Origin of the sequence: Vibrio sp. (genome assembly GCF_047973365.1) — a bacterium.
GTDB lineage: Bacteria > Pseudomonadota > Gammaproteobacteria > Enterobacterales > Vibrionaceae > Vibrio.
The window spans coordinates 1-13,380 of record NZ_JBKEBW010000122.1; the positions used below are offsets into that span (position 1 = coordinate 1).

At 45.7% G+C, this 13,380-nt stretch carries 17 protein-coding genes; all 17 read right to left on the minus strand.

From position 1 onward, the window contains the following. Positions 1–789: phage tail protein (locus ACK5MF_RS15270; protein ID WP_416923438.1), on the minus strand; the 789-nt coding region annotated here is incomplete at its 3' end. Between the two features lie 32 nt (positions 790–821). Continuing rightward, positions 822–1,472 carry a phage tail protein gene (locus tag ACK5MF_RS15275; RefSeq protein ID WP_416923439.1) on the minus strand — a complete coding sequence of 217 codons (651 nt, stop codon included), beginning with the start codon at positions 1,470–1,472 and terminating at the stop codon, positions 822–824. Next, positions 1,456–2,433, minus strand: a complete 978-nt coding sequence (locus ACK5MF_RS15280) for a baseplate J/gp47 family protein (RefSeq protein WP_416923440.1) — start codon at positions 2,431–2,433, stop codon at positions 1,456–1,458. Before ACK5MF_RS15280 ends, ACK5MF_RS15275 begins: the two co-directional genes overlap by 17 nt. A 29-nt stretch (positions 2,434–2,462) precedes the next feature. After that, entirely contained in the window at positions 2,463–2,795 is a 333-nt protein-coding gene (locus tag ACK5MF_RS15285; RefSeq protein WP_416923441.1) for a phage baseplate protein, read from the minus strand. 24 nt (positions 2,796–2,819) lie between these two features. Further along, positions 2,820–3,536: a phage baseplate assembly protein V gene (locus ACK5MF_RS15290; protein WP_416923442.1), complete on the minus strand. Its 717-nt coding sequence runs from the start codon at positions 3,534–3,536 to the stop codon at positions 2,820–2,822. After that, positions 3,502–4,026, minus strand: a complete 525-nt coding sequence (locus ACK5MF_RS15295; protein WP_416923443.1) for a hypothetical protein — start codon at positions 4,024–4,026, stop codon at positions 3,502–3,504. Before ACK5MF_RS15295 ends, ACK5MF_RS15290 begins: the two co-directional genes overlap by 35 nt. Beyond that, on the minus strand, positions 3,992–4,504 hold the full coding sequence (locus ACK5MF_RS15300; protein ID WP_416923444.1) for a phage tail protein: 513 nt from the start codon (positions 4,502–4,504) through the stop codon (positions 3,992–3,994). The genes ACK5MF_RS15295 and ACK5MF_RS15300 overlap by 35 nt, the downstream gene beginning before the upstream one ends. Beyond that, complete coding sequence (locus ACK5MF_RS15305; protein ID WP_416923445.1) at positions 4,473–4,814, minus strand: hypothetical protein; 342 nt, start codon at positions 4,812–4,814, stop codon at positions 4,473–4,475. Before ACK5MF_RS15305 ends, ACK5MF_RS15300 begins: the two co-directional genes overlap by 32 nt. A gap of 17 nt (positions 4,815–4,831) precedes the next feature. Further along, entirely contained in the window at positions 4,832–5,173 is a 342-nt protein-coding gene (locus ACK5MF_RS15310; protein WP_416923446.1) for a capsid cement protein, read from the minus strand. 87 nt (positions 5,174–5,260) lie between these two features. Continuing rightward, positions 5,261–7,327, minus strand: coding sequence for a ClpP-like prohead protease/major capsid protein fusion protein (locus ACK5MF_RS15315; protein WP_416923447.1), 2,067 nt, complete (start codon positions 7,325–7,327; stop codon positions 5,261–5,263). Then, positions 7,320–8,843: a phage portal protein gene (locus tag ACK5MF_RS15320; protein WP_416923448.1), complete on the minus strand. Its 1,524-nt coding sequence runs from the start codon at positions 8,841–8,843 to the stop codon at positions 7,320–7,322. Before ACK5MF_RS15320 ends, ACK5MF_RS15315 begins: the two co-directional genes overlap by 8 nt. Next, on the minus strand, positions 8,836–9,036 hold the full coding sequence (locus ACK5MF_RS15325; RefSeq protein WP_416923449.1) for a hypothetical protein: 201 nt from the start codon (positions 9,034–9,036) through the stop codon (positions 8,836–8,838). Before ACK5MF_RS15325 ends, ACK5MF_RS15320 begins: the two co-directional genes overlap by 8 nt. Continuing rightward, positions 9,033–11,156 carry a terminase gpA endonuclease subunit gene (locus tag ACK5MF_RS15330; protein WP_416923450.1) on the minus strand — a complete coding sequence of 708 codons (2,124 nt, stop codon included), beginning with the start codon at positions 11,154–11,156 and terminating at the stop codon, positions 9,033–9,035. The genes ACK5MF_RS15325 and ACK5MF_RS15330 overlap by 4 nt, the downstream gene beginning before the upstream one ends. 7 nt (positions 11,157–11,163) lie before the next feature. Next, on the minus strand, positions 11,164–11,634 hold the full coding sequence (locus ACK5MF_RS15335; RefSeq protein WP_416923451.1) for a hypothetical protein: 471 nt from the start codon (positions 11,632–11,634) through the stop codon (positions 11,164–11,166). Positions 11,635–12,099: 465 nt separating this feature from the next. After that, positions 12,100–12,537, minus strand: coding sequence for a DUF2570 family protein (locus ACK5MF_RS15340; RefSeq protein WP_416923452.1), 438 nt, complete (start codon positions 12,535–12,537; stop codon positions 12,100–12,102). Next, entirely contained in the window at positions 12,509–12,928 is a 420-nt protein-coding gene (locus ACK5MF_RS15345) for a M15 family metallopeptidase (RefSeq protein WP_416923453.1), read from the minus strand. The genes ACK5MF_RS15340 and ACK5MF_RS15345 overlap by 29 nt, the downstream gene beginning before the upstream one ends. Then, complete coding sequence (locus ACK5MF_RS15350) at positions 12,928–13,239, minus strand: phage holin family protein (RefSeq protein WP_416923454.1); 312 nt, start codon at positions 13,237–13,239, stop codon at positions 12,928–12,930. Before ACK5MF_RS15350 ends, ACK5MF_RS15345 begins: the two co-directional genes overlap by 1 nt. Between the last annotated feature and the right edge of the window lie 141 nt (positions 13,240–13,380).

Sequence of the window (13,380 nt, forward strand, 5' to 3'; positions counted from 1 at the left end):
TGTATCCATGATTTGCAGCGCATTTTCTGGAATGTCATCGCTTAACCAATAAACTGGCGTGCCCGGCTCGACGGCGTGGTGTTTTATCCACCAACACGGCGTTGGGAAATTCGGCCATTCATCATGTCGGTTGGCAGGGTCTTGCGGGTCGTTGCCTGTGTTGTCTGTTGGGGCGTATGATGTCCAGATTTCGAGTTCGCCTGTGACTGCGTTGAATGTGGTGCAGGTTTCGTTTTGTTTGTAGGTGCGGTTTGGGTTGTATGGGAGCATTTGGGCTGTGGCTGATTTTGCGTATTGCTCGTGAGGATCCGGCTTCGTCTCATGCGCCTTAATCGCATTATCCACGTCTTCCAAATCGGCATACACAGTCGATTGATTGATCTTAATCTCAATCACATCTGCGTTCTTAGTGATAATGTCCACCGCGTAGCGAATGGATTCAGTGGCACCTTCATCTTCAGTGAGAATCTTATCGCCTTTAGAACGTGCATAACCGTAAAGCGTGCCATCTTCGGTTTTTAAACCAATACCCCAAACATTGAAACCGCCCTGCTCAACTTGAATCGATCCTTTAAAAGTTAACGTCTGCTCATCATCGCTAATCGATGTAGAACAAGGTACCGTTAAAACAGGGTTGATCACTTCTGTTAGGTTTTCAGGATTTTGCTCATCGGCCAAATAACTACCATCGAAAACCATCTCAGTGATTTTGAGTGTAGAACCGAATTGCTTTGCATTATTTTCCGCAGCAATACCTGCCGTGGTTAAGTAACAGCGTAAGTCAGCCATATAAAAACTCTTTATTTAAAAATAAGGGAAGATTACTGCTCAGCGGCAGAAACACGGATTACTTTTTCCGACTGCACAAACCCAAAGCGTGGATTAGAACCATAAGAAACTGGAGGTTTAGGAACACCCGCAAACACATGCACAAACTTGGCAGCTTGCACTATCGCCCCTTTCACTTCTGCGCCGTTGTTCGAACGAGAAAGCGTTAACTCAATGCTGTCACGCTCTGATTTATACGACGTTAAACGGGCGTTCATGCGCTGTGAGGTTTCAGCGGTTAATGGTTGTTCGGATAATTTGCCATCAACCACCAACGAATATGGCAGCTCGCCTTTGTTCACTGTCGAATCAATACCAAGCGGCAACAATGAATTACGCAAGCCATAGCGCGTGCCTGCTTTGCGATGAATATCAAATCCCTTATCCGTGGTTTCTCTTCGTTGCTGTTCGTTATCACTCGGTTGCCAGTCCAGAACGCCACGTTCAGCTGCCAACAAGTTAATAAACTCTTTCTTGGTATAGAGCGGTTGCTTTAAATCAGGGTAAGGCTGTTCAACCTTGGTAAGCATGTTATGCCAGGCGAACTCCAGCGCCTCTTCAATAACAGTGCGGTTTTCTGGTTGGGCGGAAATAAAGAGTCTATCTTGAAAATCTTTCGCTTGGTAATTATTGGGGCTGGACATTAATTTTAATCTCCGTGCAATACGGCGCTTCATTCCATTCACACACCACATCCGCTGCAGGTGAAGTCAATTCAACGCGGCTGTAACCTAAGTCATAAAGCACATGTCCAAGCTCTAAACGATCAATTCGCCCGCCTAACTTATGGGCCGAATCAACAAAAGCTTGCACTGCGGTCACTGCATCTTCTTGGCTGACATCATTTTTCGGGTCGCCGTCGGTATAACAAACCGCGTCCACGGTATAATTCACAGGAGTGGCTGATTTCGTGGTGATGTCATCACTTTCTTGCGCAATATCATCACGATTCAAATAATCAGAAACACGCGTTAATAACGCCTCACTTGCGGTGCCATTAGCTTGTTCACGGCTCAAAATCGCCACTTCTACTTTGCCAGTGTTTGGCTCTAACATTCGCGCAGCAGCATCTTTCACTGGCACAGGTTGCTGATCGGTTGGAAATTCAAAGCGCATAGTGACCGCAGACTCTTCCGATTCAATGGTAATCCACGGGCGAGCATCCAAAGTTAAAGCATGAAACTGGTAACCTTGCCGTGTGCCGGTGGTGTGGAATTGATAAGGCGCTAAATCAAAACGGCGCAGTAAATCTTCATTACCTTCCATTTCAGCTTCAACAGGTGGAAACACCGAATCATTGGCCTCTTTCACCGTTTGGCGGGTTAAGCCGTATTGCATAGCAAGCAAATCCACCATATCGCTTTCAGTCACAAACTTGCGAAACATCTGCAATGCCCAGTAGTTCTGCTCCCGCAGCATCGCTTGGTGTTTGATAATGAAAGACGCCGTTACTTGAGAAAGCAATTCAGATTCATTGGCAAACGCCTGTTCTAAATCTGCTGCTTTTTCACTGTCGGTCTGTGCAACGTAATCCACTGCTGCTTGTTTAAACTCAGCAAATAGATCTTCAAAATTGGGAACCGTAAAGGCTTGAGGTACTGACATAATTCATCTCTTTAACTATTTTAGGCGGCTCAGAGCTCTGCCTTTAGAACAAGCGGCTCACCCTTCCAACTGCCGGACATAGTCACTAAAAAACCGTTAGTTCGTGAGGTCACCACACAACTTGTCGCATCAAATTCCGTCAGCCCATTAATTTCAAGCGCGACCGCTTCAAGGCTCAGGTTTTGAATAATCAAGGCTTCATCTGGGCTTTGGTTTTTACCTAACCGTTCAATCGCTCGGTTACCAAAACCACGGCGTTTAATTCGGCTCGTCACTTGGGTTGTCAACACTCGTTCAAATCGACGTTGCAATAAGCGAGAATCATTAAGTTCAAAGCCGGAATGAGGGTCTATACCAATCATAAGTACACTCACTAGTTAGAGGCGCTATTGAGGCTTACCAACTGGTCTACCTTCTGCATCAATATGAATATGGAACTTCACAGAAATGCCATCCACCTTCACATCACCGCCAGTAATGTTCATGCCGCCACTAAAGATCGGCACAGAACCTGAACCACCCGGTGTCACTGCGAACGCGCCTGAATGATTAAAGCCACCGGTACTCACAATGTTGCCAGTATTAATCAAGTCACCGGTTCGGTTGGTATTGCCTGTTAGCTCTGCATTACCAATATGAGTAATATCGGCAGTAATGTTGTAACCACCGGGATAATTAACGGTGAGTGATCCAGCATCAAGGTCATAAACCTCTGTCATGCCATTGCCGTAATCGGTCATCACTTGGTTTTCTGCCGTTGTTGGGCAAGGGAATTGATTAGAAGGTAAGCCCATCAAGGCCACAGAATTATTCAGGTTGTCGCCACTGCCAAGGTTAAGCAAAACGCATTGCTCACCCACGCTCGGCCTGCGGTAGTGCGACACACGACCAGCCGCAAAAACAAAAAATGGAATGTTATTCGCGAAGTTCTTACCTGTTTTCACTTTCACCGTTTTGGCGTTGGCATCGATAACCACACCAAGGCGAACAATATTGGAAGAAGCACGGCGGTTTTCTTCCATTTCTTCCGCCATTTTGAGCATTTCATCTTCTAGGGAGTTAAGCCGCTCAAACAGATTCTTTATCACTTGGCTCAGTAACATTTAACTCACCTCCGGCAAGCTCCATAAATTCATCGTCCACTTCGCCCATATAAATCCGCTGCTGGACAACAACAGTGCGCAGAAACACCCCCATTTTAGGGTCAAACTTGCGAGGTTGGTTGGACACTAATCGCGTTTCTTCTGCGTTATTGCCAATGCCTAAAAACTCATCAACAAACTCACGTTCAATACGGGTCGAAGCATCTAACGCTTCAAGATCAAAGTTGGGGACAGCCAATGGAACGTACACCAGAAAACGCAACTCAATTTCATGCAGTTTTCGGCCATCATTACCACGTTGATTGAGTACGCCTGAATCACCAACCTGATAAGCAAAGTACGTCTGTTTGGGTTCTTTTCCTTCACGCACATAGGCAGAATCTAATTCGATATTTAAACGCTGCTTTAGTTGCCCAACCACATATAAAACCCATTCACTCGGGCTGCGAAATTGATCAGGACTTGGCAAGGAGTCGTTGGAATTCGACATGAAAATACTCTCTGAATTTGCGGTTAATTTCTGGCGCGTAGCTACCAATGATTTCTTCGGCTTCATCGGTTATATCCAACTTCACCATTTCAATTTGGCTACGTTGCTTGCCCGTTCTGCGCCACACCAACAGTTCGTCACTGTTCATAGGCGAAATAAACGCTTTCTCGAAAAAGTGGTCACCGACTTCAACGCCATTGGCTTTTTGCACTGGCTTACCCAAGCGGTGAACCGCAATATCATTAATACCGATCCACAGCCGTGTCATGTGCCCAGATTTATAAACACGAAAACGGCTTTTCATCGCCTTAGAATCAATCTTTAACTCATAGCCAAGCTCGGCCATCGTTACGGAACGTAACCATGTATTGGTTTTTGAAAGGGCCTTACGTGCAGCTTGAGAAATCAACTTAGGGAATTGTGCGAGCTTTTGAACAAACTCAGTATCAATCGTCATCTGGGTATTCAGACCAGCCATTTTGCACCGCCGCGGATTGAGGGTTCATGATGTATTCACGGATAATCTGGCTATTACTACGGCTCGACTTACCGTTTTGCTGAGCAGATAACGACAGTTCATAAACACTATCGTTATAAGCCAAGGTAGATTTAGGTGGTAAATGAGCATCGGTATAGAAAGTGAAGATCTTGGTGGTATCTTCTTCCATACATTTCACATAGCCAACCACAGGTACCACACCATCAACGGTTTGAACCTCCTGTGGGTCACCAAAGTTGTCGAGAATAGATTGCTTCAACATCTCACGGGCTTGCGAAAAATAACTCATAAACCACCTACTTTAGGTTATTCAGCTGGCGCTTCTGCAGGTGGGATTAACTCACCTGTCAGCAACACCCCACCATCAATAAACACACCAACCGGAATCGTTACACCATCGGCCGGAGCGGTTTTAGAGAAAGACTTATCCGCGGCATCAAAAAACGCATGCTCACCAACAAACATTGGCGCATCACCTTCTTTAATTGGGCCATCGAATAAACCAGTCCAACGAGCAGTACCTGTTTCCCCGGCTTCAAGATCATAATTAGGTACTACAACAAGATTTCCATATTGCACTGGAATATCTTTTTTAATAGCAACCGCCATATTTTGAATAACAATTTTTTTACCTTCTGCAATATGCATAATTTTTATCTCTCAAAATTAGGTACAAAAAAGCAAGCACATCACATGCTTGCTTATTCTATTTACTACTTGAATTTAAAACTCTAACTAAGCAAAGGTCGCTTGAGCTAAACCACGGCGATCAATCACTTTCGAAGTGATGTCATAAGTGATGCGGAACTTCGCACCATCAGAGGTGAAACCATCACCCGTTTCTAACCACGGGTCCATTTGACCATCCAAGAAGCCCATGATGACGGAGTCAAAATCTTTCGACGTTAAGCCAATCGCACCGTTTACCGAGTTCATGCGAGCGGTTTCAATCACTTGCTGGAACTTCTTGTAAGCTGGGTTAAATTCATCCGGCTTGCTGGCCGTGTTTAGAACCGCTTCAAGCATCGAAGCGTGATCAGGACTGGCTAGCAAGAATTCACCACGTAGGTCTAACGCATCGCCTTCACTGGTTGTGGCTGTTGCAAACGATTTATGCAACGCCATGATCAATGCTTGGTAATCGCCAGCGGCAATACCCGTTGTAAGATTGCCCCACTTCTTCGCAGTACCAGCTTGAAACACTGGATTACCATCGCCCATTTTGCCCGCCAGAATCGCATTGAACATCAGTTTGTCAGACAAACGATAGCCCGATTGCATAAACTTACGCGGTAGCTTAGAAAGCAAAGCAATATCATCATTGATGATCGCTTGACGAGTGATCGCCACTTCACGGCCAAAGGTCGCCAGCTGAATTTTTTCACCAGAACCTTTAATGATGGCTTGTTTGTATTCACCATCTTCCGAAACTGCCATCAGATCAGGCGCATCATCCACCATCACCAGATCGGTTTCTTTAAAGTTCGGTAAGTTTTCCGTGTTGGCCAGCTCGCGCCACAGAGGTGCACGCACTTTCGCTTCATCACGCATGACTGTGCGAACAGATTCGGTAATGATTTCCGCAAAGTCACCGGTATTAAAGGCACGCGCCACCAATTCGGATTTAGTTGAACATAGCTTCGCATCTTTACCGACGGCAATTTCAGCCATATCGATTAATGACTTAAGCTTGTACGGGTTACCTTTTTCTACTTCACCCACACCACAACGAGCATTCAGAGCATTTTGTAGTGAGTCTTTCAGTAGATTACCGTTACCTGCATGCACAGCGGTATTGGTTAAGTTGTCGGGAATATTACGCGTGCCCGCGCCAGAATATTCACCCAATGCAGTAAGAATTTTTTTCGCTGCAAGTTCTTCAGTGCATTCCATGTCATCAAGCATTTCATTTAACAGCTCATCATTGACTTTATGCTGCGCACATAAGGCACGAATAGCCGCTTGACGAGCATTTTCTTTCTTCACTGCGTTTTGCAGTTCAAGGTTTTCATTTGGTTTTGGCATGTTACTTACCTGTGATGTTTGTTCGTCTTGCGCGTTAGCGGTCGGAACGGAGTTAGAAGATGCTGCGCTCGCAGCTAAAGGGATGTCATCCGGTTGGTTTTCCTGCTCAGGAACAGGCTCACTTTCAACGGGTTCGAGTTGGTTTAACAATTCTTTTGGCGGGTGCTTAAACGCTTTCAAGGAATCGGCTTCAATCTCTTTCAGGCAATTCGAGAGATTGACCGCATCGATCACCTCATCAACAAGACCAAATTCCAATGCTTGCTGAGCGGTAAACCATGTTTCTTTATCCATAGCTTCAAGCACTTCATCAAGCGTTTTACCACTACGCTCAACATAAGCCTCTGCAGTGGTTTGCTTTGCATTTTGTAATTGAGTTAAAGCACTTTGAATTTCATCTTCATCGCCCCAAGCGCCAATGATTGGGTTGTGAATCATCAAAGTAGCGTTTTCAGGCATTTGAATCGTGTCGCAGGCCATCAAAAAGTAGGAAGCAATAGAAGCTGCCACTCCATCAACTACGCCAACGGTTTTACCTTTGTGCGCTTTAATGGCGTTATACATAGCCAAGCCTTCATACACACTGCCGCCGGGACTTTGAATGCGAAATTCAACATCACGGCTACCAACTTCTTGCAATGCCTGAATTAAATCAATGGCTTCAATTTCATAGGCGCCTATAACACCGTGAATCCAAACTTTGACTGGCGAGCCCTCACCTTCGTTTTTCAACGTGTACCACGATTTAGGTTTACTCGATTGGTTAGGTTTAGGCATCATCGCCTCCTTCATACCTTATTTTCGATTTTTTAGACTCATCATTTTCAGATGAATACTGGATTTCACTCGCCACATTATTGGCAGGATCGGCAGTTGAAACGATATTCATATCGTTCATCGCTGTGCGTTCTGCTTGAATTTCACGGCGGGTAGCCAATGGGTTAATGTTACGCTCTCGCTGATACGAGCTAAGAGAGTTCAGGCCAAGTCGTGTACCCTTTTCGATACCCACCATTTCTTTGGCAGGGTCAATCCAAGGCATAACAGGCGCTTGATAAATCGCATTAAGAATCGTGTCTTTATCGACCTCTTTAGGCACACGTAACTCGCCATTGAGCAAAGCAATTTGTAATGCCTTGCGGTAAAGCGGACGTGTCCAACTGGTGACGAACTTGCGCTGCAAAATACGGTACCGTGCAAAGCTATCGACCAGCTCTTGGCGCTGCGCTGAATAACTGCCATCGTAATGGCGCGTCACCGCACTGTTATTCACGCCGCTAGCAGAACTGGCAAGGCGCATTTGAGATTCACGGAACGGTGAGCTCATCGACTCCTTGCGGTTACTTTCGATAATGCCGGCATCTTCACCGGGTGCCAGTTCAAAGCTGTTACCCATACCAAGGAACAAATCACCGTCACGCTCTAAAGTATCTCCGCCATCGTTACCCCCGGCGGCGTCACGCTTAATGAAGTAACTGAATCGACTAGCAATCTGTGCGCTGATTCGTTCTGACTGATCGTAATCTTCTAAATCCGCAATTAAATCTAACGTTGAGTGCAACAAAGACACACCACGGTTTTGATGCAAACGGCGAGTGAATTTAAGATGCAGCATTTGTTCAGCATCGACTTCAACAAAATCAAACCCAAGCGAGTTCTTTTGAATCAAATAGCTGATCGCCTGCCCAAGCTTATTTCGGGTAATGCCTTCCAGTTGTCCGCGTTCCGGCTCACTAATGTGATAAGGGATAAAATCCGGCTCAAAGGGCTGAATAGCAAACGGGGTTTTAGTTGGGTACTCAACCCCCTGTATATAACCGGAATACATACGGCCAAACACTTCACCATCGCGCAACCAGGTACGTGCACACAGCCATTCGGTTTCTGCTCGGCTTAACTCACCATCAATGTTTTGATTCAGTGAATACAGCTCAAACCACTTGGTGATCGCTTGTGCAAACTCCACATGCACTTCACCATTTTTATCAAGCGGCTGCGGCTCCACCATGATCCCATTCGCGCCCACCACGTTGGCACAAAGCTCATCTAAAATCGCCGTCACAAACGGATTGTTCTCGTCCATGTGGCGAGCCCGTTGCATTAGGGTTTTAGCGTCTTTGTTTAACTGGTTAGCGGTTTGGGTTGAGCGTGGATTGCGTTTTTTAGTATGAGGGTTTGCAGGCAGTGCAGCGGTATAACGGTTATAAAGTTTTCGTGCTTCGGCTCGTTTAATTCCTGCCACTGGGTTAAAAAAGCCAATAGTACGATCAATAATATTTCGGGATTTACTCAAGGTAGTTCCTCCTGATCACACCACGACAGCGGCCCTCTTTGGCAATCAAATTCTGCAGGCGTTTAATCTCATTTTGCACACTGGCTAAATTCGCCAAGGTGAGCTTTTCACCATCGGCAGTCTCTACCGATTGGCTCAATAAGATTCGCTTTTCGGCGTCTAAATAAAACTGCAGTCTTTCTCTATTCGTCATCCGAAAATACCTTTTGAGTGATTGTATCTCTTGCGTTTTTTACGCTCGAAAACAGGTGCTTGATCGGCATCGACTACATTACTGTTCAACTGCCATTCTTGCGCCCAATGCGGAGGGTTATCCCAGTTAATCTCATCACCACCTTTGTAGTGCATGCCTGCCTCGGCATAACAACACAAGTCGAATGATTCATTTCGCGTTTTCTCAGGACACTGCCAATCACCGTTTTCATTAATGAATTCAGCGGTGAGTTCATCAAACCAATCACGGCTGGCCCAGCTCGGCAGCCAAAAGAAACGCGAGCCGAATTCAACACGGCTATAACTGGCCGCGACACGGTTTTTCAATCGGTTGGTATGCAAAATAAGCAGTGGGATTTCACCATGCGCCAGTTTTGAACGCTTATCGGGGAAGCTTTCTTTCACCAAGTTTTCTTGATTACGATTACTGCCGCCTTTTACTAACCGGAATAAGTGCTGTAAGCCTTTACCTTTAAGCCGGTTATAAAATTGATAAGCCTGATCGGTCACGCTGCTTGCCGCTTCCGTCGCATTTTTGTTACCTTTCTTATTACCTAAAGAACTGGAACCGCCAGAATCACACAAGGTTAAAAACGGCTTCATCACACGGCCAGAACCATCCGCCAATGGGTAGGTTTTCTTCATGACCTGCTCAATCAGCAAATCCCAATCTTCGGCATAAACGGCAGGGTTTACCCTTTCATTATTACGATTTGGGTTAGTAAGAATTTCAAAGCGATCCACAACCCATCTTTGCAAACCTTCACCAAAGACTTGAGCTTGCACAATAAAGCGTGGATTAGACTTACCGCCTTGAACATCAATAGACATAATAAGAAAACGACCGCCCATAGGAATAACAGACCGATCATAAGGACTTTGATTAGCACGCTCTTGCAGTTCATGTGCGCCCACCTCATTGGTTTGAGTTTGCAGAATATAGGGTCTGCCAACATCGACATTGAAAAACGATTTCAGCGAATCTTCATCTCCGCTTTCGTCATAAATCTTTTGTGCAGTGAGATAGTTGTAAACTAGGTTTTCCCAACTTTGATAACTCGCCACCACACCTTCAAACCAGAACGTGGCCCACTTAGATTGACGAATCAACGACTCATCACATACCTGCTCGCCATATTGATCCACTTCCCCCTCTCTGAACCAACGTCCAATTAGGTTTAAATCTTGCTTTTGCTGTTCAGTGATTTGGTGAGAACAGCGAGGACATTCGCACACGGCAGTTTTCGCGCGTTGCTGTAAGTCCTCAACCGTTTCATTCCATTTCAGCGTTTCAAAAAGAGGCTGAAACCACGCGTTGCAATCAGGACACAACCAGTAAAACCGACGGCGATCGCCTTGGTTATAAAGCTGCGCAATGCCCCCGCAAGGTTGTGCTTCGTGTGGACCTAGTTTTTCATCCGGTACAGGGTTACGAACAACACGACCAGGTGAACTTTCTGCCATTGCCATACCAGAGCTTTTCGCGTTCTGAATACGTTTAAGCAACAGACGAAACTTACTGCCCTCTTCACCAATGCCATCATCAGCACGGTCATAATCGGAAATGCCTGCATAACGGAACGTTTCCGCCGATAAGCTCGATTCAGTGGCAGAATCTAAGTTCAAGTTCATGCCGTTTAAAAAGTGCTTATACGTTAAAGTGTCGTCTGATTTTCGCCCCGTTCTGAGCTTGTTAATCTCTTGCGTTGCCAAAAAACTGCGAGACAAATCCTTTTTAGAAATGCTTTCCGCTTTCTTTTTGGTGGAATAGATCAGCAACATGTCGCCCGGTGCTTGAGTGACGGTATAATTAATCCACCCCTCCACCAAGGCTTTGGTTTTACCGCTCCGCGCGGGCCCCATTAAAATTTCGGCTTCATAAATACGACGCGATAAACTGTTTAATGGCTCTCGCATGTAGGGGACTTGGCTTGATAAGAATTTCACCGCATCGGTACCATCCGAGATCCACAGTCCATCATCGGCCGCTTCAACGGGGGTTTTCGATGTCGGCTTACACAAATACGCTAAATCTCTGCGAATCTGCGCTGCATCGGCAAACTGCACACCTAAGCGAGGGTCAAAAGTAGTGATACTCATATCGTCCTCACTCTTGTTTTATCTGTTCAGACAACGCCCCCAAATCAAAATCAAGCAGGCGATCTAACTCTTCTAATTGGTGTGTGCTGACATTAGGAATCGCGGTTTCAATACGTGTAATGACTTTGTCTTTAAACGTTTTAATGGAACCAATCAGCGCCCCCATCTCTTGTTCATGTTCTACTTTTGAAATGGTTTCGCCAGCTGCCGCCATCAGGTTTAACTTTTCGGTCTGAGCTTGAATGTAAGCGCGAAGTTCTGCCGCTGTTTTAAACCCCATGAGATCGGGTGCATCAGACTCTTTCACTGGCCTCTGGCACAAATACGGCGCCACTTGCACCACATCATAAAGCGGAGTTGCACCTTTGAATGCGGTAGGCTCAATGCCAGCCGCTTTTAAATTCTTACGGATAGTCGAACGATGTTTACCAAACTGCTCTAACTCCGTGGTATTCCAAAGTCGTTTTTCATTATTCATTGCGCCCTATCCGTTATTAATAAGTAATGACGCTGTCTCTCCAGCTGTCACGCCATCCTCAAAGAGTCGCCAATGCTGACGTTACATCATGTCCGTGGATTAAACGGTGACTTGTCCCTTTTTGATTCTGTGTTTTTCAGAAAGACTAAAAACGCTACGCGCTCGGAAGTAAGGACGTTCGTCATAGCTAACGTATCAGACGGCGAGGAACCAACGCGCACACCCCTCTAGGTATAAACATAGATATAAAAAACGGGCAGATGAATATTGATACGGTGGACGACCACCCAAATGTGCAAGTGCATCACCTGCCCGAAACTGAAATGAATTTACTGAATGCCATAGAACTGGCGTAGTTGCTGAATTTGATTAGCACACGTTCGCCAGCTGGCGTGCCAAACCGGATCACGCTCAACCGCCTCACCATAGGTTTGAGGCGGAGAATCAAATGGACGCAAGCAAGGGCTAATCAGAGCGGAAGGCGGTGTTCGTTCCACCGTTTTGTACTGCGTCACTACTTGAGTATTGCTCGCGCATCCGCTCAATAGCAGTATTAGGAATAGCAGTGTCGTAACATTTTTCATGCTGAATCACCGTTTTAACTTGCACTTGAGTTTGTTTGGCTTGCTGTTGCAGCTTATGGTTCTGCTGATTCAATACATCAATCAAGCCTTGGTTGGCATCGCGCTCTTGTTCGCGCTTTTCCACCATGGCAGATAGCGATTGATTTTCAGCAATCACATCACCCATGCGTTGTTTGATAAGTTGATTTTCAACTTTCAACGTATTAGCTCGGCTTTCTTGTAAGTAATTGGCAGCCAAACTAAAGCACAACAGCAAAAACAAGATCGGGGCAATTTTTGCCAAGGTGCCACTAAAGAAGCTCGAAATGAGGTCCATCATAACTCCCCCGTTGCACTTCATCTTTACTTGAGCCGTTCTGGTTCCAATCACCGCCCCAACGAATCTGCACGCCTTCTTCTTCCGCAGCTTTAAACATGGCTTCAGCCACTAACGGGCATTTATCCCACGCACATTCACCATTCTCAATCGGCACTAAATCTGCAGCATGTGAATAACCATCTTCTTGAATTAAGTGCTTAGAGTTAAGAGTCCATGTTTTCTTTGGTGTGCCGTAGTAAAGCTCGTTTTGACGCTCTTCCGTGCGGACGGTTTCCGACACGGTGAAATCAACAGGTGTTAATTGAATCGCTCGCTTAACCATTTTCACCAAATCAGGATGACAACCCGATAAACGGTCTAAACTGCGCTTGCTTAAATAAAACTGAGACATTACTTTTCACCACTCAAAATCTTTGACGTGCGAGTTTCAAACAAGGTCAGCGCTTTGGTACCCATGTAGCCACTCATGCCAGCTAAAAAGCCAGCCAGTGGAATGGGCGCTTGAATGTACCAACACAACAACGAAGTCAGCACACCAACAAAGCCAGAAATAAACGCTTGAATGCAGGCATCACGAAACACAAACGATGCACTACTGCGACGAAGGTTAATTACGTAAGTCACAACACCACCCCACAAAGCCACCAAAATGAACAATGCATAGGCCAGTAGGCTATAACCATTCGGATCTTTTTCTGGCATAGCCACCTCAACCGTTTGAAAAACACGTATAAAAAAAGCGCCGGCTAATCTCGTAAAAGAGAAAGCTCTGGCGCTTTAAAGGAAGATAAAAATAGCGGATACAAAAAAGCCCCACCGATTAGGTGAGGCTATCCAACGTGG

Bases quoted from the DNA above. Each gene is read 5' to 3' on its own strand.
- ACK5MF_RS15345 (WP_416923453.1), bottom strand. From the start codon at position 12,928: ATGTCTCAGTTTTATTTAAGCAAGCGCAGTTTAGACCGTTTATCGGGT.
- ACK5MF_RS15325 (WP_416923449.1), bottom strand. From the start codon at position 9,036: ATGACGAATAGAGAAAGACTGCAGTTTTATTTAGACGCCGAAAAGCGA.
- ACK5MF_RS15305 (WP_416923445.1), bottom strand. From the start codon at position 4,814: ATGAGTTATTTTTCGCAAGCCCGTGAGATGTTGAAGCAATCTATTCTC.
- ACK5MF_RS15335 (WP_416923451.1), bottom strand. From the start codon at position 11,634: ATGAATAATGAAAAACGACTTTGGAATACCACGGAGTTAGAGCAGTTT.
- ACK5MF_RS15275 (WP_416923439.1), bottom strand. From the start codon at position 1,472: ATGTCCAGCCCCAATAATTACCAAGCGAAAGATTTTCAAGATAGACTC.
- ACK5MF_RS15280 (WP_416923440.1), bottom strand. From the start codon at position 2,433: ATGTCAGTACCTCAAGCCTTTACGGTTCCCAATTTTGAAGATCTATTT.
- ACK5MF_RS15285 (WP_416923441.1), bottom strand. From the start codon at position 2,795: ATGATTGGTATAGACCCTCATTCCGGCTTTGAACTTAATGATTCTCGC.
- ACK5MF_RS15315 (WP_416923447.1), bottom strand. From the start codon at position 7,327: ATGCCTAAACCTAACCAATCGAGTAAACCTAAATCGTGGTACACGTTG.
- ACK5MF_RS15330 (WP_416923450.1), bottom strand. From the start codon at position 11,156: ATGAGTATCACTACTTTTGACCCTCGCTTAGGTGTGCAGTTTGCCGAT.
- ACK5MF_RS15300 (WP_416923444.1), bottom strand. From the start codon at position 4,504: ATGGCTGGTCTGAATACCCAGATGACGATTGATACTGAGTTTGTTCAA.
- ACK5MF_RS15290 (WP_416923442.1), bottom strand. From the start codon at position 3,536: ATGTTACTGAGCCAAGTGATAAAGAATCTGTTTGAGCGGCTTAACTCC.
- ACK5MF_RS15310 (WP_416923446.1), bottom strand. From the start codon at position 5,173: ATGCATATTGCAGAAGGTAAAAAAATTGTTATTCAAAATATGGCGGTT.
- ACK5MF_RS15295 (WP_416923443.1), bottom strand. From the start codon at position 4,026: ATGTCGAATTCCAACGACTCCTTGCCAAGTCCTGATCAATTTCGCAGC.
- ACK5MF_RS15350 (WP_416923454.1), bottom strand. From the start codon at position 13,239: ATGCCAGAAAAAGATCCGAATGGTTATAGCCTACTGGCCTATGCATTG.
- ACK5MF_RS15340 (WP_416923452.1), bottom strand. From the start codon at position 12,537: ATGATGGACCTCATTTCGAGCTTCTTTAGTGGCACCTTGGCAAAAATT.